This is a genomic window from Salinicola acroporae (assembly GCF_003206615.1).
In the GTDB taxonomy this organism is placed as follows: Bacteria; Pseudomonadota; Gammaproteobacteria; order Pseudomonadales; family Halomonadaceae; genus Salinicola; species Salinicola acroporae.
This window is the reverse complement of record NZ_PZJW01000010.1, coordinates 25,033-51,034: the sequence shown is the minus strand read 5'-3', so window position 1 is coordinate 51,034 and position 26,002 is coordinate 25,033. Positions and strand designations below refer to the sequence as shown.

The 26,002-nt window shown below is 63.9% G+C and carries 23 protein-coding genes; 3 read left to right on the top strand and 20 right to left on the bottom strand.

The genetic code is table 11. From position 1 onward, the window contains the following. Positions 1 to 16: 16 nt before the first annotated feature. The 5 genes from DOM54_RS15000 to DOM54_RS14980 form a co-directional block, all read right to left on the bottom strand. Positions 17 to 1,537 (bottom strand): M81 family metallopeptidase, encoded by a 1,521-nt coding sequence (locus tag DOM54_RS15000; protein ID WP_110717120.1) that lies wholly within the window; start codon positions 1,535 to 1,537, stop codon positions 17 to 19. 61 nt (positions 1,538 to 1,598) lie between these two features. Next, complete coding sequence (locus DOM54_RS14995; RefSeq protein ID WP_110717119.1) at positions 1,599 to 3,323, bottom strand: ABC transporter ATP-binding protein; 1,725 nt, start codon at positions 3,321 to 3,323, stop codon at positions 1,599 to 1,601. Beyond that, complete coding sequence (locus DOM54_RS14990) at positions 3,320 to 4,219, bottom strand: ABC transporter permease (RefSeq protein ID WP_110717118.1); 900 nt, start codon at positions 4,217 to 4,219, stop codon at positions 3,320 to 3,322. Before DOM54_RS14990 ends, DOM54_RS14995 begins: the two co-directional genes overlap by 4 nt. Then, a complete protein-coding gene (locus DOM54_RS14985) occupies positions 4,216 to 5,163 on the bottom strand; it encodes an ABC transporter permease (RefSeq protein WP_110717117.1) in 948 nt (315 codons plus the stop codon). The genes DOM54_RS14990 and DOM54_RS14985 overlap by 4 nt, the downstream gene beginning before the upstream one ends. 64 nt (positions 5,164 to 5,227) lie before the next feature. Next, complete coding sequence (locus DOM54_RS14980; protein ID WP_206019125.1) at positions 5,228 to 6,865, bottom strand: ABC transporter substrate-binding protein; 1,638 nt, start codon at positions 6,863 to 6,865, stop codon at positions 5,228 to 5,230. A 348-nt stretch (positions 6,866 to 7,213) separates the two neighbouring features. On the opposite strand from DOM54_RS14980, the gene DOM54_RS14975 reads away from it, so the two are divergent. Further along, entirely contained in the window at positions 7,214 to 8,164 is a 951-nt protein-coding gene (locus DOM54_RS14975; RefSeq protein ID WP_110717116.1) for a LysR family transcriptional regulator, read from the top strand. A gap of 15 nt (positions 8,165 to 8,179) precedes the next feature. On the opposite strand, the gene epmA is transcribed toward DOM54_RS14975, so the two are convergent. The 3 genes from epmA to efp form a co-directional block, all read right to left on the bottom strand. Beyond that, on the bottom strand, positions 8,180 to 9,163 hold the full coding sequence (gene epmA / locus DOM54_RS14970; protein ID WP_110717115.1) for an EF-P lysine aminoacylase EpmA: 984 nt from the start codon (positions 9,161 to 9,163) through the stop codon (positions 8,180 to 8,182). Beyond that, positions 9,160 to 9,930 (bottom strand): SDR family oxidoreductase, encoded by a 771-nt coding sequence (locus DOM54_RS14965; protein WP_110717114.1) that lies wholly within the window; start codon positions 9,928 to 9,930, stop codon positions 9,160 to 9,162. The genes epmA and DOM54_RS14965 overlap by 4 nt, the downstream gene beginning before the upstream one ends. 479 nt (positions 9,931 to 10,409) lie before the next feature. Beyond that, complete coding sequence (efp, locus tag DOM54_RS14960; protein WP_071231664.1) at positions 10,410 to 10,976, bottom strand: elongation factor P; 567 nt, start codon at positions 10,974 to 10,976, stop codon at positions 10,410 to 10,412. A 238-nt stretch (positions 10,977 to 11,214) separates the two neighbouring features. On the opposite strand from efp, the gene epmB reads away from it, so the two are divergent. After that, complete coding sequence (gene epmB, locus DOM54_RS14955) at positions 11,215 to 12,261, top strand: EF-P beta-lysylation protein EpmB (protein WP_110717113.1); 1,047 nt, start codon at positions 11,215 to 11,217, stop codon at positions 12,259 to 12,261. Positions 12,262 to 12,279: 18 nt separating this feature from the next. Here the strand turns inward: epmB and DOM54_RS14950 are convergent, their stop codons facing one another. The 3 genes from DOM54_RS14950 to DOM54_RS14940 are packed head-to-tail and all read right to left on the bottom strand — an operon-like array spanning position 12,280 to position 14,707. Continuing rightward, the gene (locus DOM54_RS14950) at positions 12,280 to 12,600 is read right to left on the bottom strand and encodes a DUF2834 domain-containing protein (protein WP_110717112.1); all 321 of its coding nucleotides are present in this window, start codon (positions 12,598 to 12,600) and stop codon (positions 12,280 to 12,282) included. 50 nt (positions 12,601 to 12,650) lie between these two features. Further along, positions 12,651 to 14,048, bottom strand: a complete 1,398-nt coding sequence (locus DOM54_RS14945; RefSeq protein ID WP_110717111.1) for an ATP-binding protein — start codon at positions 14,046 to 14,048, stop codon at positions 12,651 to 12,653. After that, positions 14,045 to 14,707, bottom strand: coding sequence for a response regulator (locus DOM54_RS14940; protein ID WP_110717110.1), 663 nt, complete (start codon positions 14,705 to 14,707; stop codon positions 14,045 to 14,047). Before DOM54_RS14940 ends, DOM54_RS14945 begins: the two co-directional genes overlap by 4 nt. A 251-nt stretch (positions 14,708 to 14,958) precedes the next feature. Here DOM54_RS14940 and DOM54_RS14935 point away from each other — a divergent pair, with 251 nt between their 5' ends. Beyond that, positions 14,959 to 15,687, top strand: a complete 729-nt coding sequence (locus DOM54_RS14935) for a glycosyltransferase family 2 protein (protein ID WP_110717109.1) — start codon at positions 14,959 to 14,961, stop codon at positions 15,685 to 15,687. Positions 15,688 to 15,757: 70 nt separating this feature from the next. Here the strand turns inward: DOM54_RS14935 and DOM54_RS14930 are convergent, their stop codons facing one another. The 9 genes from DOM54_RS14930 to DOM54_RS14890 all read right to left on the bottom strand — a co-directional run bounded on the left by DOM54_RS14930 (position 15,758) and on the right by DOM54_RS14890 (position 25,940). After that, the gene (locus tag DOM54_RS14930) at positions 15,758 to 16,240 is read right to left on the bottom strand and encodes a DUF3465 domain-containing protein (protein ID WP_110717108.1); all 483 of its coding nucleotides are present in this window, start codon (positions 16,238 to 16,240) and stop codon (positions 15,758 to 15,760) included. 282 nt (positions 16,241 to 16,522) lie between these two features. Then, positions 16,523 to 16,876 carry a protealysin inhibitor emfourin gene (locus tag DOM54_RS14925; protein WP_110717107.1) on the bottom strand — a complete coding sequence of 118 codons (354 nt, stop codon included), beginning with the start codon at positions 16,874 to 16,876 and terminating at the stop codon, positions 16,523 to 16,525. Then, positions 16,873 to 17,925 carry a M4 family metallopeptidase gene (locus DOM54_RS14920; protein ID WP_110717106.1) on the bottom strand — a complete coding sequence of 351 codons (1,053 nt, stop codon included), beginning with the start codon at positions 17,923 to 17,925 and terminating at the stop codon, positions 16,873 to 16,875. The genes DOM54_RS14925 and DOM54_RS14920 overlap by 4 nt, the downstream gene beginning before the upstream one ends. A gap of 70 nt (positions 17,926 to 17,995) precedes the next feature. Beyond that, positions 17,996 to 18,913: an alpha/beta hydrolase gene (locus DOM54_RS14915; protein ID WP_162619892.1), complete on the bottom strand. Its 918-nt coding sequence runs from the start codon at positions 18,911 to 18,913 to the stop codon at positions 17,996 to 17,998. Positions 18,914 to 18,971: 58 nt separating this feature from the next. Beyond that, a complete protein-coding gene (locus DOM54_RS14910) occupies positions 18,972 to 21,113 on the bottom strand; it encodes a TonB-dependent siderophore receptor (protein WP_110717104.1) in 2,142 nt (713 codons plus the stop codon). 263 nt (positions 21,114 to 21,376) lie between these two features. Next, positions 21,377 to 23,095 (bottom strand): HD domain-containing phosphohydrolase, encoded by a 1,719-nt coding sequence (locus DOM54_RS14905; RefSeq protein WP_110717103.1) that lies wholly within the window; start codon positions 23,093 to 23,095, stop codon positions 21,377 to 21,379. A 93-nt stretch (positions 23,096 to 23,188) separates the two neighbouring features. After that, positions 23,189 to 24,016: an alpha/beta hydrolase gene (locus DOM54_RS14900; RefSeq protein ID WP_110717102.1), complete on the bottom strand. Its 828-nt coding sequence runs from the start codon at positions 24,014 to 24,016 to the stop codon at positions 23,189 to 23,191. Then, on the bottom strand, positions 24,016 to 24,873 hold the full coding sequence (locus DOM54_RS14895; protein ID WP_110717101.1) for an ABC transporter ATP-binding protein: 858 nt from the start codon (positions 24,871 to 24,873) through the stop codon (positions 24,016 to 24,018). Before DOM54_RS14895 ends, DOM54_RS14900 begins: the two co-directional genes overlap by 1 nt. Then, positions 24,870 to 25,940, bottom strand: a complete 1,071-nt coding sequence (locus DOM54_RS14890; protein ID WP_240613923.1) for a FecCD family ABC transporter permease — start codon at positions 25,938 to 25,940, stop codon at positions 24,870 to 24,872. Before DOM54_RS14890 ends, DOM54_RS14895 begins: the two co-directional genes overlap by 4 nt. Between the last annotated feature and the right edge of the window lie 62 nt (positions 25,941 to 26,002).

The window sequence follows — 26,002 nt, the reverse complement described above, 5'->3', positions numbered from 1 at the left end:
ACCGCCTGAAGAAAGTTCAGGCGGGCTCGGTAACGGGCACGAACGGCTTGCCCAGCGGAGAGGTACGCAGCCCCGGACGCAGCCGCGTCCACGGCAGATCGGCCGGGTCGACGGCCATCGGTCCTGGCGCGGCGCAGACCAGAATGGTCTCCGCGACCGGGGCGAAGTCGGCGCGAAAATGGACCGAGCTCTTGTTGACCAGAATGGCCTGTTCGAGCGGTTCGATGCCCACCGAGCGGTACATCGCCAGGTCGGCCATCTGGGCCTTGCGACTGACCACCACGATCCGTATTCCGTCGATGCGCAGACACGCTGACGGCCCCATGTCGAGGCGGCCGCCGCCATAGTAGGGGCCCGGGGCCACGAAATGACCGTCGGAGAGCGCCTCGACCGTGAATGCCGCCTCCAGCGGAGCGTCTCCCGGCACCCCGGAGTGGCCGCCGAGCGCCACCCGGACCACCGCGCCGACACCCGCTTCGTGGGCAACCTGCGCCGCCGCCGGATCGAACACATTGCCGAGCGCAGCTCGGGTTGCCCGGCAGGCGATCAGCGCCTTGAGCATGCCCATGGTGTCGGAATTGCCACCGGCGCCCGGGTTGTCCTGGGTATCAGCGATCACGACGGGCCTGGCGGCGCCTTTCGCCAGGCGCATCGCCTCGCGAACCCCCGCCTCGGGATCGAACACACGCCCCACGAACGCGGATTCCTGCGCGACGATGCGCGCGGTCAACGCGTCGGCGGCGGCATCGGCACTGGCCTGGTCGATCCCGTAAACGATGACGCTGGGACCGCAGTCGGCGAAATCCGCCGCCGGGAACCCGGTCAGGAACGACACCGCGGGCAGCGTGTCGCTCTCCATCGCCGCGACTTCGGCGTAGAGCGAGCGGCATGGCTCTTCCGCCGTGCACTGCCAGGCAATCGGCATCAGAAAGTCGAGCTGGCGAAACGCCTTGGCCGGCCGCTTGTCACTGGCCAGCAGCCTGGCCAGTGCGGCGGCACAGCGAGCGCCCGTTGCCGCCATGTCGATATGAGGGTAGGTGCGGTAAGCGATCAGCACATCCGCCTGCTCGACCATCGTCGACGTGACGTTACCGTGCAAATCCAGTGAGACGACGATCGGGACCGCGTCACCCACCAGGGCCCGCACCCGGCGCAGCAACTCGCCTTCGCCGTCATCGAATTGCTGGGTGACCATCGCGCCGTGGAGATCGAGATAGACCCCATCGAGCGGTGCCGCGGCGCGAATGCCGGCCAGGAGGCGCTCGGTGATGCACTCGAAGGCCTCATGGGTGACGTGCGCCGATGGGCTCGCAGCGGTCCAGAGGGTCGGTATCAGCGTCCATGCCCGGGCCTCGGGCGCCTCCAGGAAGCCGCACAGGCCAATGTTACTCGCCGCCACCGCATCAAAGAGCGCGTCGCCCTCGCTCAGCGGTGGGGCTCCGCCACCCCGCCGGAAATCCTCGTAGGTCGCCGGGCTGGGCGCGAAGGTGTTGGTTTCATGGAGAAAGCCACCGACGGCAATCCGAGGCTGAGACATGACGCAGTCCTTGAGTCTAGATCGTGAAAAAGAAGCGGTTCGACCGGGTGATCCCGGTCCTTCATGGGTAGACGGCAGCGTTCGACGCGGATGCCGGGGTCTCCTCGAGGACGCGATCGAGCGGCCGAAACCGAGAGAAGTCCCAGTGCCGTCCGGGCGCGGCCAGCATCAGCGAACGGGTGTAGGGGTGCTCCGGCGCGCCCAGCACGCGGCTCGCCGGGCCGTACTCCACGACCACGCCCTTCTGCATCACCATCACCTCGTCGCAGATCTGGGCAGCGACGCGCAAATCGTGAGTGATGAACAGCACCGCAACGCCGAGCCGGCGCTGAATGTCGTCGAGCAGCGCGAGCACCTGGGCCTGGACCGAGACATCCAGCGCCGACACCGCTTCGTCGGCGACCAGCACGTCCGGTTCCATCGCCAACGCGCGAGCGATCGCGATGCGCTGGCGCTGACCGCCGGAGAACTGATGGGGATAGCGCGCCAGCGCGTCTTTCGGCAATCCTACCAGCGCCAGCAACTCGGCAGCGCGCGCCAGCGCCTCCCCGCGCGGCGTGCCATAGTTGACGGGTCCTTCGATCAGGCTGGCACCGATGGTCAAACGCGGGTTCAGTGATCGGAACGGATCCTGGAAAATCATCTGGATCCGTTTGCGGTGCGGCCTCAGCGCGGCTCTGCCGAGGCTGGCGATATCCTTGCCCATGACCCGCACGCCACCAGCGGTCGGCTCGATCATTCGCATCACGCATCGCGCCACGGTCGATTTTCCGGAACCGCTCTCGCCAACGATACCCAGGGTGCGTCCCCGGGTCAGCGCGAAGTTGACTTCGCTCGCCGCCAGCGTCTGGGCGGAAGCCCTGCCGGTGAGCCGGGCCCATCGAGAGGTCTGCCCGTAGCGCTTTTCGAGCTCGATCGCTTCCAGCACGATCTCGCGGTCGGTCACCTCCCGCGCCGCTCTGGGCCGCAGGCTCGGCACCGCCGTCAGCAACTGGCGGGTATAGTCTGTCTTCGGCCGCCGCAACAGCGCCTCGATCGGCTGGGTCTCGACCACCTCGCCGTGACGCATGACGCACACCCGATCGGCGATGTCAGCCACCACCCCCATGTCGTGGGTAATGAACAGCACCGACGTGCCGTGACGCTCCTGCAACTGCTTGATCAGTTTGAGAATCTGCTTCTGCGTGGTCACATCCAGCGCCGTCGTGGGCTCGTCGGCGATCAGCAACTTGGGCTCCAGGATCAGCGCCATGGCGATCATGATGCGCTGGCGCTGGCCGCCGGAGAGCTGATGCGGCCAGCTGGCGTAGACCCGCTCGATATCCGGCAGTTGGACCTGATCTAGCATCTCGAGCACGCGCTCCCGGCGCTGCGTCGAGGAGAGCCCCTTCTGATGCATGACCAGCACCTCCTCGATCTGCTCCCCCACCCGCATCAGGGGATTGAGGGCGGTCATCGGCTCCTGGAAGATCATCGCCATACGGCTGGCGCGCAGATCGCGCAGTCGTTTTGGGGAGGCATCAAGCAAGGCGTTACCCTCCAGCTCGATGCGCCCTCCGGTCACCGTTAGACTTCCCTTGGGCAGCAGCCCCATCACCGCCAGCGAGGTCACCGACTTGCCGGAGCCCGATTCGCCCACCAGGCAGAGCGTCTCGCCCGGTGCTATCGAGAAATCGATGCCCTCGAGAATGGGCTTGGCCGGCGAAGCGTGCGTCGTGACTTTCAGCCCACGAATCTCCAGCACCGGCGCCGGGGCGAGCCCGGCGTGAGTGGCATCATCGCTCATTGCGCACCTCCTCGTTTCTGCAGTCGGGGATCGAGGCGGTCACGCGCGGCATCGCCGAGCAGGTTGATCGACAGGATGCAGATCGACAGCATGATGCCCGGCCAGAAGATCAACGATGGCTTGATCAGGAAGTAGGTTCGACCCTCCGACATGATGTTGCCCCAGGTCGGGGTCTCGGTACCGATGCCGGCCCCAAGGAAAGAGAGGATGGCTTCGGTCAGGATGGCCGAGGCGCAGATGTAGGTGCTCATCACGATCAGCGGGGCCAGCGTGTTGGGCATCAGGTGACGCCACATCACCGTGGTCAGACTGCTGCCCAGCGAGACGGCGGCTTCGACGTAGGGTTCCTCCCGTGCAGAAAGCACCACCGAGCGCACCAGGCGCACCACCCTGGGAATCTCGGGGATGGTGATCGCTGCCATCACGGTCCACAGGTTGGCGCTGATCAGCGAGACGATGGCGATCGCCAGCAGCACGCTGGGAATCGCCATCAGGCCGTCCATGACGCGCATGATCAGCGAATCCAACCCGCGGAAGAAACCGGCGAGGATGCCTAGCGGCAAACCGATGACCACGCTGATCAGCGCACTGCCGATACCCACGATCAGCGAGACCCGAGCGCCGTAGAGCACACGCGACAGCAGATCGCGACCATAGGCGTCGCTGCCCAGCCAGTAGTCCGTACCGGGGGGCTTGAGGCGATTCGCCGGAGACATCTCGAGCGGATCGTGGGGAGCGAGCCACGGCGCCAGGATGGCGACGATCACGATCAGGGCCAGGCAGACGGCAGCGATCATCACCGTCCAACCGGGGCGCTGGCGCGGCCAGAAGCGTAGCCGTCGCGGCACGGTGGCGCCGGCAACATCAGGGGCGGCATGAGGGGGTGACAGGCTCATTGGTAACGAATCCTCGGGTCGAGCAGCGCATAGGAGAGGTCGATGGCCAGATTGATCAGCACGTAGACGCCGCTGGTCACCAGAATCAGCCCCTGGATCACCGGATAGTCACGCGAGAGGATGGCATCCACCGTCAGCCGGCCGAGCCCCGGGATATTGAACACGCTCTCGGTGACGACCACCCCGGTGATCATCAAGGCGAAGCCGGTACCGATCACCTCGAGAATCGGCACGCCGGCGTTGCGTAATGCATGCTTGAACAGCACCCGTGTCTCGCTAGCGCCCTTGGCGTGCGCGGTCCGCACGAAATCCTCTCCCAGCACGTCCAGCATGCTGGCCCGGGTCATCCGCGCGATCAGCGCGATATAGATCGTCGACAGCATCAGCGCTGGTAGAATGGCGTGTCTGATGAAGGGCCCGAACCCCGCCTCGGATATCCGCTTGAAGCCCTGAACCGGCAGCCAGCCGAGATCGATGGCGAATACCTTGATCAGGAGGTAGCCGATCACGAACACCGGCACCGAAAAGCCCAGCACCGAGACTGACATCACCGCGTTGTCGATCAGGCTACCGTGCTTCCAGGCTGCGATGACGCCCATCGGCACCGCCACCACCACCGAGAGCACGATGCTGAGCAGGGCCAGGCTGACGGTGGGTTCCAGGCGCTGGGCCATCAGTTGCGTCACCGGCAGGTTGGACATCAGGGAGGTGCCGAAATCGCCCCGCAGCAGCTCCCCGGCCCAGTGGAAGAATTGCAGGTAGATCGGCTGGTTCAGCCCCAGGGTCTCGCGGATCCGATCCAGTTGCGCCGGGGTGGCCATGTCACCGGCGATGATCGCCGCGGGGTCGCCCGGCGAGAGCCGGAGCAGCAGAAAGACGAACAGCGCCACCACCACCATGACCGGCACTGCCGCCAGCGTTCGACGCAGACAGTAGCTGAACATGAACGTACTCCGTTGCAGTTCGTCTCAGGCCCGGAGCGCGATGTCGATCGCGCTCCAGCACCCGTTACTCGGACTTGGTGATGTTCCAGAACACCGGCACCGGCGAATGCAGAATGCCGGACAGGTCATTGTTCCAGGCGGCGGGGACCGAGTACTCACCCAACGGCAGGTAGGTCACCTGTTCGAAGGCATGCTGCTGAATGCGCTCGGCGATCGCCTTGCGGTCCTCGTCACTGGTCGCCTTGGCGAACTCGTTGCGCATCGATTCGAGCTCGGCGTCATCCGGCCAGCCGAACCAGCCGCCATCCTTGCCGCGGCCATTGAGCATCGGGTTGACCAGCGGATTCCACACTTCCGGGATGTACCAGTTGGTGAAAAACATGTTCCAGCCGCCTTCCGAAGGAGGTTGCTGGCTGGCACGACGGGTGACCAGTGTCTGCCAGTCCATCGGCTGTAGATCGACAGTGAAACCGGCCTGGCGCAACAGCTGCGCGGCGATCACCGGCTGTGGGCTGACTGTCGGTGCATCGGTCGGCTGCATCATGACGATGGGCGTACCATCGTAGCCGGCGTCTGCCAGCATTTTCTTCGCCGCCTCGGTCCCGCCGCCGGTCGCCAGCGAGTCCGGCGCGCCGGCGTCGGTCGCGAGCGGCGTCTGGCAGCCATACATCGAATCGCAGGGCGTATAGAACTCGGGGTTGCCGATCAGGGAAGCCAGCACGTCGGTCTGATTCATCGCCAGTAGCGCGGCACGCCGAATCTCGGGGTTATCGAATGGCGGATAGAGAAAATTGAAACGCCCGATCGTCTGGTTGCCGAGCTCGTTGATCTTGTCGATGGTCAGTTCGGGATTGGCCTGCAACACGGGCAACAGGTCGGTGGAGGGATTCTCCAGAAAATCGATCTCTCCCGAATTGAGCGCGTTGAGCGCCGTCTGGGCGTCGCTCATGTTGATCCACTCGACACGATCGACGTTGACGACCTTGCCACCGGCAGTCCAACTGGCCGCCTCGTCGCGGGGCACATAGTCCTCGAATTTCTCGTAGACGACGCGGTTGCCGGGGTCATATTCGTCGGCAACGAACTTGAACGGCCCGGAGCCGATCTGATCCTCGACCGTCAGCGTCTCGTCAGGGGACTTGGAGGCAATGCGCTCCGGCATCACGAACAGCGGCACCGACGAGGGCTTCGCCATCAGTTCGAGCACGTAAGCGAACGGCGACGACAGTGTCAGCGTCATTGTTGCGGGATCCGTCGCTTCGACACTCGCGACATGATCCATCAACATCTGGCCGCCACCATCGCGGGCGGCCCAGCGCTTGAACGACGCCACCACATCCTTGGCTGTCACCTGGCCGCCGTCGTGCCAGGTCAACCCGTCGCGCAGGGTGAAAGTGTAGGTCATACCATCATCGGAGACCGCCCAGTCGGCCATCTGTGGCTGTGGCTGGAACTTGTCGTCCATGCCCAGCAGCGTGTCCCAGATCATGTAGCCATGATCACGGGTGATGTGGGCCGTGGTGGTAATGGGATCGAGCACGCGCAGACCGGAGTGCATGACCGCGCGAATCGTGTTCGCCTCCGCTGGCGCAGCGGCCAGCGACGAGATCGCACCGCAAGTGGAGAGGAGCGCTACCATCGTCATGCCACCCAACAGGCGGCGGCGTTTAGCGGAAAAACGACGCGAGAAAGGAGTCGCCATGAGGAACCTCGTTATCGATCTTATGATTGTCTTTGGCGATAGGGACGGACGCTGTTGTTATGGATTCAGGAAGCGCTGAATAAATCGACGAGCGGGATGAATCGCAAGGCACATGGAAAACGGAACACGAGACATGACATAGGGTTAGTGTTCGAGTACCACGTAACGCAGCAATTCGCTCGCTCAGGCATTTATGCAGTGTTTCCTGGATGGCCGCCCGGCACCTGTCGCTCTCACCGAGAGTAGATCCCGCCAGGAGGAAAACAATACTTTCGTCGACAGGTTAGTGTTGCCTGAAAAGCAACACTCGAAGCATGCTTCGTAATTCCATTCCTGTGGAATCTCCCCGTGGCGCATGACAACGACAAATTCCCGACTCACCTGAACAGCCGCTGGCTCTATTACCTCTCGCAGGCGCTCGAGGCCGGCTCGATTCGCACCGCGTCGGACCGACTGGATGTGGAACCCTCCGTCATCAGCCGGCAGATCCGCCAGCTCGAGCAGGCGCTCGGCCTGGTCCTGGTCGAGCGCCATGGCCGCGGTGTTCGAGCCACCGAGGCCGGCGACATCCTGCTCGACTTCTATCGCGAGCGGGATGTCGCCGAGCAGACAGTGTTCGGACAGCTGGCCGAACTGGACGGCCTGCAGCGCGGCCATATCAGCCTGTCGATCAGCGAGGGATACAGCGACCGTTTGATGAGCGGGGTGATGAACGACTTCTGCGCCCGCCATCCGCAGTTGACGATCGAGATGACCCTGGCCAGCGTCAACGACGTGGTACGCCAGGTCTACGAGGGCCAGGCCCACATCGGCGTCGCCTATGCGCCCCGGCTGATTCCCGGCATCGAGTCGGTGGCCGCCATCCGCCAGCCGCTCTGCGCCATCGTCCACCCCGAGCATCCGCTCACTCGGTTGCCCCAGCCGCTCGCGCTGGACGCCATCCTCGAATGGCCCCTGGGCCTGGTAGGTCACGGCTACGGCATCCGCCAACTGATCGACGCCGTGGAAGTCCTGAGCAAGCGACATTTCCATGCCAGCCTGGTCAGCAACTCCCTGGCGACGCTGAAGCAGTACGTCAGCTCCGGCAACGGCGTGACCTTCATCGGCAGTGTGGCGCTACTGCACGAACTGCGGCGCGGCCAACTGGTGGCGCTGGAGGTCGATCATCCGGTATTCCGGGAAGCCGAGTCCCATGTCATCGTGCGCCGTCAGCGGCCGCTCTCCCCGGCCGCCAAGCAACTACTCAGCGAGATCGTGACGCTATGGCCCTTCGGTGAAAGACGGCGGGTAGCGTGGTAGCAGCGCAATGGCCGGTCAGCAGCGCGGCGTCGGAAACGCCATGACCTCGGCAAGGGATTCCTTGCCCAGCGCCAGCTGGATCAGGCGATCGATCCCCAGCGCTACCCCGCTACCTGCTGGCATGCCCGACTCAAGCGCAGCGACCAAGCGCTTGTCGGCGGCTACGGAGGGCTTACCTGCGGCGGTGCGGACAGCGTTGTCGGCGGCGAAACGCGCCGCCTGCTCCTGGGCGTCGGTCAGCTCGTCATAGCCGTTGGCGAGCTCGATGCCCTGCAGGTAGATCTCGAAGCGAGACGCGACCTCGGTGCCCGCCTCGTCGATCCGCTTGCGCGCCAGCGCCGCCTGACTGGCGGGATAGTCAACCACCACGTCGATGCCGTCGCGCCCCAGCGTCGGCTCGATGACCAGACTCATCAGCAGGTCGAGACAGCCGTCGCGATCGCTATCGCGCATGTCGAGCCCGCCGTGCTTGCCCGCCACCCGCTGCAGCTCGGCCAGTGGCGTGGTGAAGGGGTCGAGCGCCAGCGCCTCACGGAATAGCTCGCGATAGCGTCGCCGGCGTGCCGGGCCGGCCGCCGGCACCAGCGCGCGGATCAGCACCTCGCACTCGTCGATCATCGCCACCAGCGAGAAGCCCGGGCGGTACCATTCGAGCATGGTGAACTCGATATTGTGACGCCGCCCCACTTCGCCATCGCGAAAGCTGCGGGCGAGCTGGAAGATCGGGCCGCTACCCGCCGCCAGCAGGCGCTTCATGTGGAACTCCGGCGAGGTCTGCAGCCACAGCGTCTCGCGCCCGGCGGGGGTAGTCGCGCTCAACGAGAGCGAGTCGAGGTGGGGGTCGGTGCTGCCGGCGTGGCCGAGGACCGGCGTCTCCACCTCGAGCACGCCGCGGGCGGCGAAGAAGGCGCGTACCGCCGCCAGCAGTCGCGCCCGCTGGCGCAGCGTCTCGATCGTCGCCGAGGGTTGCCAGTCATCTGGCCAGGGCGTTGTCGTCACGAGTGATAGACCTGGCTGCGGCCACCGTCGATCAGGATATCGGTGGCATTGATGAAGCGCGCCTCGTCGCTGGCCAGGAACAGGGCGGTGTTGGCCACTTCTGCCGCCTCGCCGATACGCTGGCACGGCAGCAGAGATATCTGACGCTGACGCTCGGTCTCGTCGAGCCCGTCCAGCCACGCCTGGGCCGAGGGGGTACGAATCAGCCCCGGCGAGATCGAGTTGAAGCGCAACCCGCGGGCGGCGTACTCGATGCCGAGCGCGCGGGTCAGCCCGATCAAGCCATGCTTGGCCACCGGGTAGGGAAAGGCGCCGGGAATGATCTTGTGGCCGTGCACCGAGGCGATATTGACCACGTGGCCATAGCCGCGTGCCAGCATCTCCGGCAGCAGCGCCTGGATCACATGCCAGGCCCCTTCCAGATTGATCGCCAGGCAGCGCCGCCAGCTCGCCTCATCGGTCGTCAACGGGTCGCTGAATACATTGACGCCAGCCGAGTTGACCAGCACGTCGATGTGTCCTGACATCGAGAGCGCTGTGGCGACGCCGGCAGCGACACTCTCGGCATCCGCCACGTCCGCCTCGACGCCGAAGCAGCGCAAGCCGGGGCTGGCGTCCAGCCTTGCTGACTCTCGCCTCAGCGCTTCCGCGTCGCAATCGATCATCACGACATCGGCACCCTCGGCGAGAAAGCGCTCCACCGTCGCCAGACCGATACCGCTGGCGCCGCCGGTGATCAACGCCTTGCGTCCCGTCAATCTGGCCATTTCACTGTCCCTCACTCACTATCCGGCAAACGACCTGAGCTCTGTCTGAAAAATCGACGAGCGAGAGCCAGGCAAGGCAAAAAATCGGCGAAAAAAAGAACTGGGCTGGCACTCCAGTTTACGCGGGGTAGATGAGCATCTTGACGGGGCGCCGAGCTCGGGCTGGCGTTCCAGCCGTTTTTTAACACCGTATGGTTGAGCGCAGGCATATTTCAGACAAAGCGTAGCCAACATGATGCGATCGGCAAATGGCAGTCGATACGGTCCCGGCCACCCAAGACAACGCCCTAACGACGAAAGCCACGCGCAGGCGTGGCTTTCGAGGAATCAATATCGGGGTTCTTCCGCAAACGCCGCGTTCTCTCCGAGCGCGCGCCTGGCAAGGTGGATTCCAACGAGACAGCGGAGTCTGGTGGTTCCCAAATGAGCATGTCGAGGCGGAATCCAACGCCGCCAGGCACGTGCGCAGGAAGAACCTCTCAGGCTCGGGAGACGTACTCGCCACTGCGCGTATCGACCTTCAGCACTTCGCCCTGGTTGATGAACAGCGGTACACGAACCACTGCGCCGGAGGAGAGCGTCGCCGGCTTGGAGCCGCCCTGGGCGGTGTCGCCCTTGAGCCCGGGATCGGTCTCGACCACTTCGAGCTCGAGGAAGTTGGGCGGCGAGACGGCGATGGCGTTATCGTTCCACAACGTCACGGTGTAGACCGCCTGCTCCTTGAGCCACTTCTCGACATCGCCGATGGCTTTCTTGTCTACCGCGTACTGCTCGAAGGAGCCATCGGTCTTCATGAAGTGCCACATGTCGCCGTCGGTGTAGACGTACTCCATGTCCAGGTCCATCACGTCGGCGCCCTCGAGCGACTCGCCCGATTTGAAGGTGCGCTCCCAGACGCGCCCGGTGATCAGGTTGCGGAGCTTGACGCGATTGAAGGCCTGACCTTTTCCCGGCTTGACGAATTCGTTCTCGAGAATGTTGCACGGGTCGCCATCCAGCATCACCTTAAGGCCGCCCTTGAATTCGTTGGTAGAATAGTTCGCCATGATTCCTCACTAGTAACCGTTCGCGGGCCGTCCGCGACGAAAAATCCCGAACCGCGCGATGTTGGGAAGCGCTGAAGCAATAGGCGAGCGAGATGATACGCAAGGCGCACGGCACACTGAACACGAAACCTAAGCTGGTGTTAGGAGAGTGTTCGGGTACCGCGCAACGCGGCGGATCGCTCGCGCGGCCATCGATTCAGAGTTTCCTCGGCACGCGCTCTGATTTCGAGTGCTCCGCATGATAACCCGAACCCCGATCGCTGTGCATTGCGAAGAGGTCGTATCCGACGTGGCCGCGGCCATCGCACCGGAAGGCGACTGGCAGCGGCAATTGCGCGAGGTGATCCGCGATCCGATCACGCTGTGCCAGCGCCTGGCGCTGGACCCCGAGTGGATGGTGGGCGCCCGACGCGGGCATGCGCTGTTTCCCGTGCGCGTGCCGGAAGCCTATCTGTCCCGGATAACGCACGGCGACCCCGGCGACCCCCTGCTGCGCCAGGTACTGCCACTGGAGGCCGAGAGCGACACCGTTGCGGGCTTCATCGACGACCCGCTGGAAGAGCGCGACCACACGCCCAAGCCGGGGCTGATTCACAAGTACCCCGGCCGGGCGTTGCTGATTGCCAGCCCCACCTGCGCGATCAACTGTCGCTACTGCTTCCGCCGTCACTTCCCCTACGCCGACAACGCTCCGTCGATGCGCGAATGGGACACGACGCTGGATTACCTGCGCCACGACGACTCCATTCAGGAGGTGATCCTCTCCGGCGGCGACCCCCTCGCCTCGCCAGACCGTCGGCTGGCGGCACTGGTCCGGCAACTGGAGGCGATCCCCCATCTCAAGCGGCTGCGAATTCATTCGCGCCTGCCGGTGGTGATACCCGATCGTATCGACGCCGCCCTACTCGACTGGCTCGGCGGCACGCGCCTGCAGAAGGTGATGGTGCTGCACATCAATCACGCCCAGGAGATCGACGGCGCGGTGGTCGACGCCTGCGAGCGGCTGAAGGCGGCCGGCGTCACCTTGCTCAACCAGAGCGTGCTGCTGCGCGGCGTGAACGACGACGTGGAAGCGCTGGCCGCGCTCTCGGAACGGCTGATCGAGGCAGGCGTACTGCCCTACTACCTGCACGTGCTCGATCCGGTGTCGGGCGCCGCTCATTTCGACGTCCCCGATGCCGAGGCGCGTCGATTGATCAACGCGCTACGCCAGCGTCTCGCCGGCTTCCTGATGCCACGGCTGGTGCGCGAAATTCCCGGCGAGCAGAGCAAGACGCCGTTATGAAGCGCGGGGCGCGGCGACTCACCGCCGCGTCCGGCGATAGTCGTGCCAGCCACGCAAGGTCAGGTAGGCCAGCGGACCGGCCGAGCCGAAACAGAAGGTGATGACGTAGAACAGCGCCAGATAGCCAGCGCCGTAGCCCCGCTTACGGGCATCGAAGAACATCCAGGTCGCGATCAGCAGCAGCGCCAGATAGACGTCGAACACCACCAGCGCGGTGGTCGGCCGACTCATCAGCTCGCTGGCGAAAGCGCCCAGGCTCTGGTCGCTGGTCGCGATGGCGAAGACCGTGTAGCCCATGAACAGGACCAGGGCCAGGAGGGGGATCAGAAAGCGAAGCATCGGCAAACTCCTGTTGACGGACGACGATGGAGCACGAGACGGCGACAGCCTCACTCCAGCGGCAGCGTGACGTGAACGCTCAGCCCGCTGTCGACCGGCAGCGACGTCTGGTCGAGCCGGATCTCCCCGCCAAGCCTCTCGGCCAGTTCCTGCACGATCGACAGGCCCAGCCCCGACCCACTGGTCTGCTGTCCCGCCAGGCGCACGAATCGCTCGAAGACACGCTCACGCTCGGCGACCGCTATCCCCGGGCCGCTGTCGGCGATCTCGATATGCAGCCGGTCCCCGGTCTGCCACATCCGCAATCTCACCTCGCCGTCCTCGGGAGTGTAACGCAGGGCGTTGTCGAGCAGATTGCGCAGCAGCACGTAGAGGCCGTTCTCGTAGCTGTGAATCTGGAGTGCATCGGGAATTTCCTGCGTGAAGCGGATGCCTCGCCGCTCGACCAGCGGCTGCATGTCCCGCTGCAGTTCCCGCCCCAACCGCTTCAGGCCTACCATCTGCCGGTTCATACCCTCGCCGCTCTCGAGGCGGGAGAGCGTCAACAACTGTTCGACGACCCGCGTCATGCGGTCGACACCGTTGATGATGGAGCGTGCACCGCGCTGCGAGCGCTCCTCGGTGGTATCGCTGGCCAGGTTCTGGGCATGAACCTTGATCGCAGCCAGAGGGGTGCGCAACTCATGGGCGGCATTGGCGGTGAAACGGCGCTCCTTCTCCAGCGTTTCGGCCAGACGACCAAATAGCCCGTTCAGCGCCTCGACCATGCCCCGAATTTCCTCGGGGGCCTCGCTGCCATCGATCGGCTCCAGGTAGCTCGGCCGCCGCGCCGTGATCTGGCGACTGATACGCAACAAGGGAGAGAAGCCACGGGCGATGACGAACGGGATCAGCAGGGCGATCAACAGCACCCCGATCACCGGAGGCATCAGATTGCGCAGCGCGATCTGCCAAGTCAGTTCGTCGCGCACGTCGTCGCGCTGGGCGGCACTGGCCCACACGCCGTGAACCTCGTCGTACAGCGTGAACGTCCGCCAATCGTGATGTTCACCCGTGGTCTGCGCGTAACCCGGCACGGGGATCAGTGTATCCAGCACGCCCGGCGCCCTCATGCCCAACAGGGCGTGGCCGTCGTCGTCCCAGATCTGGAACCCCAACTTCTTCTCGTACGGATGGCCCAGCGGCGTCGGCGCATCGGTGGCATTGTCGGGGACCATCACCGGCTGCATCTGTAGATCGGCGATCAGGTCATCGCTGGTTCGGCCCTGACCACCGCGATACTCGAAATAGAGCGCCACCATCGTGCGCGTGGTCTGCGCCAGCTCGGCATCGAACAATTCGTTGATCTGGTCCCGCGTGTCGTGATAGCTCCAGAGCGCCGCGATCGTGGTGATCAAGGTCACCGAGAACAGCAGGACACGCCTGAGATAGCGGCGAATCGAGATCAACCCACCGCCCCCAGTCGATAGCCAACGTTGCGCACTGTCGCAACCACGTCGCTGCCGAACTTACGCCGCAGGTGATGGACATGGACCTCGATGACGTTGCTCTCGACCTCGGCGTCCCAGCCATAGAGCACTTCCACCAACTGGTCGCGGGTGAACACCTGGCCTGGGTGCGTCATCAGGTGGGCAAGCAGGTCGTGTTCCCGACGCCCCAGCGCCACCACGGCCCGATCGAAGCTTATTTCGTGGGCGGCCGGATCCAGCGACAGCCGGCCGCACGTCACTATCGGAGACGCGCGTCCCGCGCTGCGTCGGACCAACGCCCTCAAACGTGCCAGCAGCTCGCCATTGTCGAAAGGCTTGACGAGGTAGTCGTCCGCGCCGCTGTCGAGACCGCGGATACGATCGACCACCTCGTCCCGCGCCGTCAGCACCAGCACGGGAATCTGGCTGTGCCCCTCCCGCAACTGCCTGAGGATCTCGAAGCCATCGATGTCGGGCAATCCCAGATCCAGTATCAGCGCATCGAAGCTGGAACCCTCCAGCGCTTCGCAGACGCCACGCCCCTCGGTCAGCCATTCGGGCACCATTTGTTCGCGTTGAAGGACATCGACGACACCCTCGCCAAGCAACGGATCGTCCTCAACCAGCATTACCCTCATGGCGTTCTCTCTCACGGTCGCTGTCAGCGGCGACGCTCGGCTCTGTCAATTCGGCTCTATCAATACCACGGCAGCACGCCATTGGTTCCCTCAACCTGACTTTCTACTGTCACGAACCTGTTGGAAAATAAGCAGCGCATCCGATGGCGGCTGGGTGATTCACTAAGCCGGTTTTAAGAATAGGCTGCCATAGTGCGGATTCCGAACACGACGAGCAAAGTCGACGCTTTGGAAACCTACAGGATTTCATCATGCTCGAGCTGCCCAAGCTATCACTTGTCATCATCGTCCACGACGCTTCTCACCGCGTCGAACACGTGGTCGCGGAGGCATCCACTGCGCTTCGGCACGCTGCCGCCCTGGAGTTCGTGGTAATCGACGACGCTTCGGGCGAGAGCGACCATGGCCGATTGGCACGACTGGCCGCTACCGACGACCGGATCAGGCTCTATCGTCAATCCACGCCCACCGGCGGCGACGCCGCGTCGTGGCGAGCCGGCAATCTGGCGCGGGGCGAGTGGATCGCGACGCTGGCCGCCGACGGTCGGGATGATCCGCACGACATCCCCGACATGCTCTGCGAGGCAGAGCACCAAGGGTTGACGCTGGTCGAGGGGATTCCACTCGACCCTCGTTGTCGCTGGAAGCGAGCCCTCTTCCGCGCCTTCAGAAGAGCCGGCATCGAACTCGCCGATGGCGACAGCTGCGGTCTGCGCCTGGTCAAGCGGGAAGCGCTGGTGGCGCTACCATCCATCGACAAGCTACAGCGATTCCTCCCGCTGCTGATCCGCCGCCGTGGCGGCCAGACGAGCAGCTACCGGGTCAACCTGCGGGCGCCGTCGGCCCATGCCTCTCCCTGGCAATTAGCTGCCGGATCGCTGGGGCACGCCCGGGACTGGCTCGGCATGTGGTGGCTGTCCCGCCGGTGGCACCCGAGCCACCGGCCCGCCAAACGCCGGATGCGGGTCTACGCTCGCTGATATCAGACAGCAGCCCACTCCGAGGACGGCGTCCTGGCAGTGAGCGAGCGCCGCCACCTCTCGGGCCAGCCTAGCGATAGCGCCGGCCCTGATACTCCAGCCAGCCACCCACGCTATTGCCACCGGGGTCGTGATGAGTCCAGTGAATCACGCCGCCCCGGGCATTCCAGACATACTCGCCACGAAAACCTAGACGACCGCCCGGTTCCAGGGATTCGATTCGCGGGGCCAGGTCGATATTGTGGGCAATCAACAACGTCTGGCCAGTGGCGAGCGCGACGATGATCCGCTGGTGGCGACTCCCGTCGAGATCGTCCGGCAGCACCCGAACGATCCGCCCCGAGGCCTCGACCCAGAAGTCATCTCTTCGCGCCTCGAAGGCGTGCTGCAACCGCGCCTCGGCCGTGACGGATGCCTGATCGCCGGGCGAATGCGACGAAAGCCCAAGCGCCCCCTTCCCACCGAACCAGGCCGCCAGCAGCAGGATCAGCAGTGCCACCAGCAGACCGACGACGGCCCAATGGCGTAACCGCGGCGTGATTCTCTGACGCATAAGCTCCCCCTACCACCGCGCGACCTATCGCCACCCATGCTCAGGACAACGGCGTTTCAGGATCGACAGATGCAACAAAACGAGCCAAGCCGGCTCGTCATAGGGTAGGTATTATCGATGCCGAGGCCAAAGAATCAGGCGACGTAAGACAAAAAAGAAGCCGGACCCAATTCAGGCCCGGCCTACGCTGTGCGCCCGTCCTGGGCTACTAGATCAGAGTGCGATAGCGCGATGGAGTTCCTCGAAAAATCAAAAAAACTCCCGCGCCCTTCGCTTTCGCGGTTAGTCAGCACTCTCGTCCAGCTCCTCGACACCTCGTTTCCATAGCCCAATCAACGACCTGGGCGCTGCACTCTCGTCCAGCTCCCATTCACGCCGGGGACATCCTGCCGTCACCTCCAGCGTGACCCGGAAGGAACGCCGGTCGGCTCCCGTCGGGGCCGACTCGCCGCCATGTCGATCGAGTTCGTCGAGCACCGCTTGGAGCCGGCGTCGTTGCCGCGCGTTCAGTTGCCTGCACTCGATCTTCCGCGGCGCCGACAGTCCAGGGGTCACGACGAATCCCCCTTCACGGGTGACGACGATCACGCTGGTCGGCTCGAGGAGATCATTGCCGCTCGATTCGTCGCCGGTCATGACAGAACGCCCACATCGATCCATGCCTGGTTGACGAATCGCATGGCAGCGCTGTCACTGCCGAAGCGCTTGGCAGCACAGTCGACCGTCAGCCGGGCAAACTGGACAAAATCGCCATCGCGCTGCAGGCGGGAATCGGTCAACGCATCGAACCAGACCGGCCCCGCCTGCTCCCAGGCAAACCCGCCCAGGCTGGTCGCCGCCAGGTAGAATGCCCGGTTGGGAATGCCCGAATTGATATGTACCCCACCGTTGTCCGATGAGGTTCGCACGAAGTCGTCCATATGCCCCGGCTGGGGATCCTTGCCCAACACCGGATCATCGTAGGCAGTTCCCGGTTTGGCCATCGAGCGCAGGGCGCGACCGTTGACCCGGTCGGTCAGGAGTCCCTCGCCGATCAGCCAGTCCGCCTCCTCGACGTTCTGCTCGAAGTGGTGCTGCTTGACCATGGCGCCAAAGACATCCGCCAGGGATTCGTTCAGGGCACCGGACTGATCCGCGTAGACGAGACCGGCCTCGCGTTCGATGACGCCATGGGTCAGCTCGTGAGCGACCACATCCAGCGCCGCCGTGAAGCGATTGAACAGCTCGCCGTCACCATCGCCGAACACCATCTGGGCGCCGTTCCAGAAGGCGTTGTCATAAGCCTCGCCATAATGGACCGTACCCAGCAACGCCATCCCGTCACTGTCGATGGAGTCGCGCTCGAAGACCTGCCAGTAGAAAAGATGCGTGGCACCCAGCCATTGATACGCCTCGTCCACTGCGATATCGCCGCTCTCCGGTGCACCTTCCTGCCGCACCAGATTGCCGGGTAGCGTCTGCTGGTTACCGGCGGAGTAGATATATCGCGCGGCCTGGCCCGGCCGGTCGCTGTCCGCCGGGCGGGCCATGGGCGCGGAAGCGTTGCGCAGCCGGAACTGGGCGTCGGCCTGCAGTGTCATCCGCGCACATTGCTGAAGCCTCGTGTTGCCGTGAGACATGATGCGTTCGAGAACGTGAGGCGGCATGAAGCCCGCGGGAGCCTGGAAACCGTGTCGTCCTGCCATTCGATCGCCTCCTGGGTATCAAATCGTTCCTTTCGCAGTGTGGTTCAGATCATCCGCGTATGCCCTGCCTTCACTGTGCCTTTTTGTCATCGGGTGGCGTATGGGAGTCGGGGTCGTATCGAACGACGGGTGCCAGAAATGGCCATAGTGCGGCCATCGCCGGCCACATGACATTGCCGTGGCCAACGCTTGGAAAGGTGCGGTCCTCGACATGCCACGTGGGCCGATGTCGTTGCAGTTCGTCGGCGAATCGCGCGACGTCGCTCAATCGTGTCGATACGCCGCCCCCGTCGCCGTGATTCGCGGCCTTCGCCTCGAACTCGCCGAGGCCGATCAGCACTCTCCTGTCATTCACGTTCATGCCGCCCAGATGCTCGAGCCGATCGAATAATCGTCCTTCCTGCCACCAGAGCGACGGGCTGACTGCGATGTAATCGCTGAACATCTGCGGTTGCTCGAGTAGCGTGTCCAACACGAACAGTCCGCCGTAGGAGTGACCCAGGAGCGCCTGGTGCGATTCATCGACAGTAAAGCGTCGAGCGATCATCGGCTGCAGTTGGCGCTCGAGAAATTCACGGAACGCCTCGGCTCCCCCGATTGGACGGCCGTGACGATCGAGCTCGATGCCTGGGGCCAGCGCCGGGGTGTAATCCTCGCTGCGCGCGGCACCCGCGAACCGATTCACTCCGGGGTAACCGATGCCCACGATCAACCATGGAACGGTCTCGCCATATGGCCCATCGAGGGTGAGCGCGGCCCGCGAGGCAACGGCAAGCGGGAAGTGCGCATTGCCATCGAGCACGTACAACACCGGATAGCCATTCGCTGGCGGCGGCGAATCGGGCACCCCCGCCTGAATCAAGTAATCTCGTGCTGGTACATCGCCGTGCAGTATCCACTGCTGCGCTCCCGCAAGCGTCACGGCCTCGGCCGGGACCGGAGAATCCTGCGCCGCCGAGACACTGGCCGCCCCGGGCGAGAAACCCAAACCGGCTGCCCAAAGGCAGCCGGCGATGAGGGTACATCTCGTCGGTGTCGTGAAGACGTCAGAAATCATAACGTAGCGAGGCGACGACGTTGGATGGGGCACCGTACATGTTGAACGTCGACACCGAACCGACACGCTCGTAGTAGGTCTTATCGAGAATGTTGTTGAAGTTCAGCTGTCCCTTGATATGGCTGGTGAACTGATAGCCGACCATGGCGTCGACCACCGCGTAGCCGGGCGCCTCGACATGGGGGGTGGAGAGCGTCTCGAAATCGCTGAGCGCAGTCACGCCACCGCCGACCTCGAGTCCGTCGAGTGCACCACCGGCAAAGCCGTACTTGGTCCACAGATTGAACTGGTTCTTCGGCATCAGCGTGAAGGCGACATCGTTGTTGCCCGCGGCTTCGCGAACGTCGATATCCATGTAGGTGTAGCCGGCGATCACGCTCCACTGCGGCGTCAACGCTCCGGAGACCTCGAACTCGGCGCCTTCGATTCGCGTCTTGCCGAGCGCAACGGAGTAAGCGGAAGAGCCCGCGCCAACCGAGGCGGCACGATTCTCGTCGTACATGCGGAAGGCGCTGATGCGCGCGTTGAGATCACCGTCGAAGTAGCTGCCCTTGATCCCGACCTCGTACTGTTCGCCTTCCCTCGGCTTGATCAACTCACCGTTCTCGCCGACGGCGTCGGACTGCGGCGTGAACACCTCGGAGTAGCTGGCGTAGAGCGAGTGATGATTGTCGAGATCGAACACGATCCCGGCATAGGGCGTGAACTTGGCGTCATCACTGCGCGAGTCCGAAGAGCCATCCAGGTAACTGGTCAGATCCTGCTGATAGGAACTGATGCGGCCCCCGGCGATCAGCGCCAGCGGCTGGATCGGGCGGAAAGTCAGTTTGGAGTAAAGGCCGTACTCTTCCAGCGTGGTGCGGTTGTCGGCGCGGGTGTAGGCGATATCCGGCTCATCGAACTGATCCGACGAGTAGTCATAGACATCGATGGCGCCAAGGCGCGCTACGCCCTGCGCCATCTCCGTTTCGTAGCGCTTGTAGTCGGTCCCGACCACGAACTCGCTGACGCCGTCGAAGGTCTGGAGCGGCTGACTGTAGCTCGCATCCGCCGACCAGGTCTCCTGGTTCACCTTGCCGCCCAGCCCGACCATGCTCGAACTGCCGTCTTCATCGACACCGCTGAAGGTATAAGCGTATTTATAGTCGGCGTCGCGGTTTGAATAGCGCGTCGCGACACGGCCGTAGCCGCCGTTGTCGAATCGATGCGTCAACTCGGCGATCCAGTCGTTGCTCTGGCTGTTGAAGGTGTTCCAGTCCGCGCCGAAATAGCTGCTGCGGGTAAAGTCGAGCAGCGAACCATCTTCGGCGGTCGGCACGCCATTGGTCGGCACGATATCGCGATGCTGGCGCAGGTAGGCCAGCGAGAGCGTCGTCGCGTCATCCAGGTCGATGTCGATATCGCCGTAGAAGGTCTGATTGGTGTTGTCATTCTCATCGACGTAGCCGTTGCTGTCGTCGTTGGAGATCACCATGCGGCCGCGCACGCTGCCGTCGCTATTGATCGGCCCGGAGAGGTCGACCTCCTCATGGTTCTGGTCCCAGCTGCCGTAGCGGCCCAGCGCATGGCCCTGGAAATCGTAGGTCGGACGCTTGCGCACCATGTTGACGATGCCGCCGAGCTCGCTGGTGCTGTTGAACAGCCCAGATGGCCCGCGCATGATCTCGACCCGGTCGAACGCCTCGAGATTGGGCACCGATCCCAGAATGCTCGCCATCGGCGCCGGCAGCCCGTCGATGTTGTACTCGTTGTATTCGTAGCCGCGGGAGTAGATCGAGGAGCGGCCGCTGTCATTGGGCAGCACTCGCATGCCTGGCGTGCGCTTCGCCATCTGATCGAGGGTGTTGAAATTCTGGTCCTCGATGGCATCGCGGGTCATCACACTCACCGATTGTGGAATGTCGCGCAACGAGGCTGGTGTCTTGGTACCCACGGTGGCGGCATCGACCGTATAGCCGCCGGTCATCTCCGAAGGCAGCATTTCATAGAGCCTGTTGCCCTTGACGGTCAGCGTGTTCAACTCGGTGTCGCCGGCCGCGGCCTGTGCCATCACCGCCTGGCTGGCGACAGTCAAGCCAACGCCCAGTGCGAGTGGCCACCCCCAGTGACGAGCACGATCGAAAGATGTCATACCTGAGTGTCCCTTGAATATGATTCTGAGATGAGTCAGCGCCTATCGGCAATGAGAATAAAAATTATAATGAGAATGAGATGCAATTAGATCTCGACGCATAACATACCGCAGAACACTCGCCTTGGCACCCACTCGGGATTCAAAAACCGGGGGCAATCTTCAAGCACTGCCGTTTTCGGGGAAGCGCCAGCGTGTGGCAGTATCGTCATCTACGACCATCGAGGCGCCTGGAGAGACGCCCCGCATAGTCGACGGCCGACCTACCTCGCCATCCGCGACAGGCCGAACGCTTCGGGCATGACCATGCCCTCGAGATGGCCGAGCTGATCGATGTCTATCCCAATCAGCAGCTGATCGAGACGACGCGAACGATTATTGACGTTGAGCACCATGTGAACCTGGTCAGGTCGGCCCTGCTCGTCCAAGCGTTGAACCCAGGCCAATGCCCCACTGGCGTAGCGCACCAGCGACCCGACCGGCGTCGTTCCGAAGCGCTTGATGTAGCGCTGCGTCCAAGTGCTGTCGAAGAGATCCGGCTGTCCCAACACCTGGCGATAGCTGTCGATCAGCCCCAGGGCTGGACGATCCGGCCGAGCGCGTGTCATGGCATCGATCACGTCGACGACCGCCATCATCCGCCCCAACTCGCCCAACTCCGCTTCAGACTTGGCGGAGGGATAGCCACTGCCGTCGAGGCGCTCATTGGCCTCACCGATGATCTCGTCGGCGATGTCAGGCGCGAGCCAGCGGCAGCCCCTCAGACGCTCGAGAACCCAGCCTACGTGCCGGGAAAGTCGCTCACGCTGCCCGGCATCGAGAGGCCTTTCGCTGTCGAGCACTGCCGCAGGCAGCAGCGCCTTGCCGAGATCATGAACCAGAGCGCACGCGGTGATCGCCTTTAGCGTATCGCCGCCATAACGCCGCCAGCGGGCGAGATCGCTGACGCGTACAGCCACGTTCAAGGCGTGCTGGACCAGCACCGGCTCGGCGGCGAGATAACCCAGTGCATAGAGCAACGACTCGCGATTTTGCACGCCCAGCGTCAGCAGCGTGTCCGTGTGCCGGGAAAGCAGCGTCGACACGATCTCGTCACCATTCTGTAGCGCCAGGATCTGCGCATTGAGATAATCCGCCACCCCCAGAAGACGTGTGGCCGTCACGTTACCGGAGACATTGGCCGGCACACGTGTCGGCAGGGCGACAGGCAACGGCTTCTTGCCCGTCGGCGAGAGAAATAGCGCGGAGGGTTGTAGCGTGCGATCACTCTGTGCGCTCTTACGCGCGCTCTCGCGCTCGATTTCCCTGACGCAATGCCAAAGTTGGCGCTCATGATCGATCGCCAATGCCGAGAACTCGCAGCCAATCAGCGCCGAGGTCCATTCGTCGTCCGTGCGCACATGACGAACCCAACCACCGAGCGTGAGCACCTGGCCGCTGGGAAAGGCCAGATTCAGTACCTCGAATCGCTGTCCGGCCTGCAGTGGGACCGCGTCGGCAAGCCTCAACGCCAGTAGGCATCCCCCCAGTGAGAGATTGCGGATTTCCGCCTGCATCATGGTTCCCGGCGACCCAACCGACAGCGTGGCAACAATCCCCATATCCGGGCGGATCGGGGCCCGGAAGGTACCACGGCGATGAGTCGTGGAGAGGAATTCCGGGTACTGGCAGCGCAGGGTGAAACCTTCCAACGCCTCCAGCGGCTCGAGTACGACCAACGGGGAGGTACACACCATCGCACCGTTGACATGACCGATGAGGCGAAAAGCTTCGCCATCGATCAGCCGTTTGGCCAGCGCCGGCACCGCGGTGATATTGATGACCAGCGCTTGGTCTCGCGCGATATCGTCTAGCAGTACCGGCCAGGACACCCCCTGAGATGTCTCGAACGCCAGGTTCACGCTACCGCTCAAACAGAGCGGCTCGAGCCACTCCCACTTGGCATTGGGGTGATACACGTCGGTCGTGGCTGACTCGGCCATGGAGGCTCCGATAACGAATGAAAGTCAAAACATTTCGTAACAATACATTATCGACCGAGAGCGACGATTCTTCATCGCCAGATTGCGGAGGCGTCAATGCTGCGGACACAGCGCGAAGCGCAGCGTGCGTTGGATCGCGACCATCAGCACCGAAGCGTGATCCTCCTCGGGAAAATGATGAAAGACCACACGATCGCTGCCCAATCGCGACTGCAGATCGCCAGCCATCGCCTGGGCCCGCGCCACCATTCGACGCTCCCGGCGACGTGCGACCAGGCGCTCGTATCCGGGTTTGCGGCGCTGCCAAGGCGGCACCTCGGATTCCCATTCACCGACTGCGATCATCACCCGCGCCTGAGGATCGTCGATCGTATCCAAGCGCTCGCGCAAGGATAGCTCGTCCCACCAGATCGAAGGGCTGATGGCCGCGAAGGTGTGAAATGCCCGCGGATATCGCATCAGCACCTGCAGCACGAAGTAGCCCGCCAGAGAGTGACCGAACAGCAGCCGCCGCGCGGCGTCGAGTGGCGCCAGCGCATCGATCGCCGTCATCAACTGATCGGTGACAAAAGCGGTGAAGGCTTCGCCACCACCGGTCTGGTCGACACTGGCCAGCGGTGACGGACCAAAGGTGTAGTCATGAAAGCGCCGCTCGGTGGCGAAGAGTTCATCTCCGGCATGGGCAATACCGATCACCGCCGCCGGGGCAATGCCGGTGGCATCAGGACGTCGACTGGAGCGCATCAGCGTCTCGACGAACGTCGCAAACAGCGCATTGGCGTCAAGCACGAAGATCGCCGGCCAGCCCGCTGGCGGTGGCTCGCCTGGCGGGGTCCACAGGCTGATGCGATAGCGCGCACCGGTGGTCGAAGTGATCTCATGAGACCGCGCGTTGGCGAGCGTCACCGGGAAGTCCGTCATTAGCGGGTTTCTCCCTCGTCGAGAACGTCGTCGATGCGGAGCTGAAGGTCGCCTTGGGCACCATGATCGACGCGGGCACGAACGCCATAGACGCTGGCCAGCGTGGCGGGCGTGATCGCCTCGCGAGGCGGCCCCTGAGCGATCACCTCACCACGCGAAAGCATCACGATACCGTCCGACCAGCGCGCCGCAATGGCCAGGTCGTGCACCACCATCAGCACCACCATATTGCACGCTCGTGCCTGCGCCCGGACCAGCCGCATCACCTTGAGCTGATAACGCAGATCCAGCGCGCTGGTCGGCTCATCGAGCAGCAGCACCCTTGGCTCCCGCGACAACACCTGGGCCAGCGACACCAGTTGGCGCTGACCGCCCGAGAGATGCTGCAGGCTCTCCAGCGCCAATTCGACGATGCCGACCCGCTCGAGCACTTCGACGGCGCGACGCTCCAGCGCACGCCTTCCGAGCAGCGCCAGTCGATCGGAGGGCGACGCCCGCAGCGCGCCGATCACGCTCTCGAGCACGTTGAGCGCCACGCTTTGAGGCAGGCTCTGCGGCATATAGGTCACGCGCTGCGCCCATTGATCGAGCGACTGCCCGACGAGCTCACGGCCCGCCACGCGGACCGAACCGGAGGCACGCTGCAAGCCGGCCAGCGCCCGCATCAGCGTGCTCTTGCCAGCAGCGTTGGGGCCGACTAGCGAATGCACCTCTCCGGGAAAAAAATGCGGCAGGGTGATGTCATGGCAGATCTGGCGCCGACGGTAGCCCGTGGAGAGCCGGCTGACCTGGAGACCCGCCTCGGCTGGTTGCCGATCCCTGCTCGCAGGATCGCCCCGCTCCTCTTCGACGCTCATGACGATCTCCTCGGCCGCAGAAAAATGAGACAGAGGAACACCGGCACGCCGACCATGGCGGTGACAATTCCCACCGGCAGCAATACGCCGGGGACCAGCACCTTGCTGGCGGCGGAGGCGAGCGACATGATCAGTGCGCCACTCAACAGGCTCGCCGGGAGCAGAAAGCGGTGGTCCTCACCCAGCAGCAGGCGCGCGATGTGCGGGCCGACGAGGCCGATGAAGCCGATCGTGCCGACGAACGCCACCGACGTGGCTGCCAGCAAACTGACCCGCAGCAGCGCCATGAAACGCAACCGCGTCACATTGATGCCGAAGCTGCGCGCGCGGTCCTCGCCGAGCCGCAGCGCCGTCAGCCGAGCGGAGGCATGGAACGAAAACGGCACCACGCAGGCCAGCACCACCGCCAACACGGACACGCTGGTCCAGTTGGCTCGCGACAGCGAGCCCATGCTCCAGAACACCAACTGCTGCAGTGCCGCCTCGGATGACACGAACTGCACGAACGCCACCAGCGCATTGAACACGAACACCAGCGCGATCCCCAGCAGCACCACCGATTCGACACCCGCGCCGCGCAGGCGCGCCATCGTTTGCAACATCAGCACGGAAGCGAGTGCGCAGAGAAAGGCGTTGAACGGGATCATCCACGCCGCGGGAACGAAAGGCAGCGTCACCCCCATGACGATGGCCAGCGCCGCGCCGAAGGAAGCGGCCGAAGAGATACCCAGCGTGAACGGGCTCGCCAGCGGGTTGTTGAGGATCGTCTGCATCTCGACGCCGGCAAGCGACAGCGATGCACCGACCAGCATCGCCATCAGCGCATAAGGCAGGCGCACCTGCCAGATGATCGTCTGTTGCGGCAGGCTGAGACCGCCACTCGACAGCAGCCCCTGCAAGACCTGCCAAGGGGTCAGCCCGGAGGGCCCGGTGACCAGGTCGAGCACGAAAGCCAGCAGGCACAGAACGGCCAGGACGGCGAGCACGACGGTTTTCCACAGGACCCGGCGACGATAGGATACCAATATCACATGATCAGTGGTGTCGTTCAGCATTGTAGCGCTCACGGCTTTCTCACTTGCGATGATGGTGGTCATCAGGGCGGCGCCGACGATGACCACACCCACCC

What these genes read in the sequence shown, in the direction of transcription:
- DOM54_RS14980 (WP_206019125.1), bottom strand. Translation starts at nt 6,865, where the DNA reads ATGGCGACTCCTTTCTCGCGTCGTTTTTCCGCTAAACGCCGCCGCCTG.
- DOM54_RS14990 (WP_110717118.1), bottom strand. Translation starts at nt 4,219, where the DNA reads ATGAGCCTGTCACCCCCTCATGCCGCCCCTGATGTTGCCGGCGCCACC.
- DOM54_RS14930 (WP_110717108.1), bottom strand. Translation starts at nt 16,240, where the DNA reads ATGCGTCAGAGAATCACGCCGCGGTTACGCCATTGGGCCGTCGTCGGT.
- DOM54_RS14935 (WP_110717109.1), top strand. Translation starts at nt 14,959, where the DNA reads ATGCTCGAGCTGCCCAAGCTATCACTTGTCATCATCGTCCACGACGCT.
- DOM54_RS14905 (WP_110717103.1), bottom strand. Translation starts at nt 23,095, where the DNA reads ATGGCCGAGTCAGCCACGACCGACGTGTATCACCCCAATGCCAAGTGG.
- DOM54_RS14950 (WP_110717112.1), bottom strand. Translation starts at nt 12,600, where the DNA reads ATGCTTCGCTTTCTGATCCCCCTCCTGGCCCTGGTCCTGTTCATGGGC.
- DOM54_RS15000 (WP_110717120.1), bottom strand. Translation starts at nt 1,537, where the DNA reads ATGTCTCAGCCTCGGATTGCCGTCGGTGGCTTTCTCCATGAAACCAAC.
- efp (WP_071231664.1), bottom strand. Translation starts at nt 10,976, where the DNA reads ATGGCGAACTATTCTACCAACGAATTCAAGGGCGGCCTTAAGGTGATG.
- DOM54_RS14895 (WP_110717101.1), bottom strand. Translation starts at nt 24,873, where the DNA reads ATGAGCGTCGAAGAGGAGCGGGGCGATCCTGCGAGCAGGGATCGGCAA.
- DOM54_RS14985 (WP_110717117.1), bottom strand. Translation starts at nt 5,163, where the DNA reads ATGTTCAGCTACTGTCTGCGTCGAACGCTGGCGGCAGTGCCGGTCATG.
- DOM54_RS14900 (WP_110717102.1), bottom strand. Translation starts at nt 24,016, where the DNA reads ATGACGGACTTCCCGGTGACGCTCGCCAACGCGCGGTCTCATGAGATC.
- DOM54_RS14910 (WP_110717104.1), bottom strand. Translation starts at nt 21,113, where the DNA reads ATGACATCTTTCGATCGTGCTCGTCACTGGGGGTGGCCACTCGCACTG.
- epmB (WP_110717113.1), top strand. Translation starts at nt 11,215, where the DNA reads ATGATAACCCGAACCCCGATCGCTGTGCATTGCGAAGAGGTCGTATCC.
- DOM54_RS14940 (WP_110717110.1), bottom strand. Translation starts at nt 14,707, where the DNA reads ATGAGGGTAATGCTGGTTGAGGACGATCCGTTGCTTGGCGAGGGTGTC.
- DOM54_RS14920 (WP_110717106.1), bottom strand. Translation starts at nt 17,925, where the DNA reads ATGGCAGGACGACACGGTTTCCAGGCTCCCGCGGGCTTCATGCCGCCT.
- DOM54_RS14995 (WP_110717119.1), bottom strand. Translation starts at nt 3,323, where the DNA reads ATGAGCGATGATGCCACTCACGCCGGGCTCGCCCCGGCGCCGGTGCTG.
- DOM54_RS14965 (WP_110717114.1), bottom strand. Translation starts at nt 9,930, where the DNA reads ATGGCCAGATTGACGGGACGCAAGGCGTTGATCACCGGCGGCGCCAGC.
- DOM54_RS14925 (WP_110717107.1), bottom strand. Translation starts at nt 16,876, where the DNA reads ATGACCGGCGACGAATCGAGCGGCAATGATCTCCTCGAGCCGACCAGC.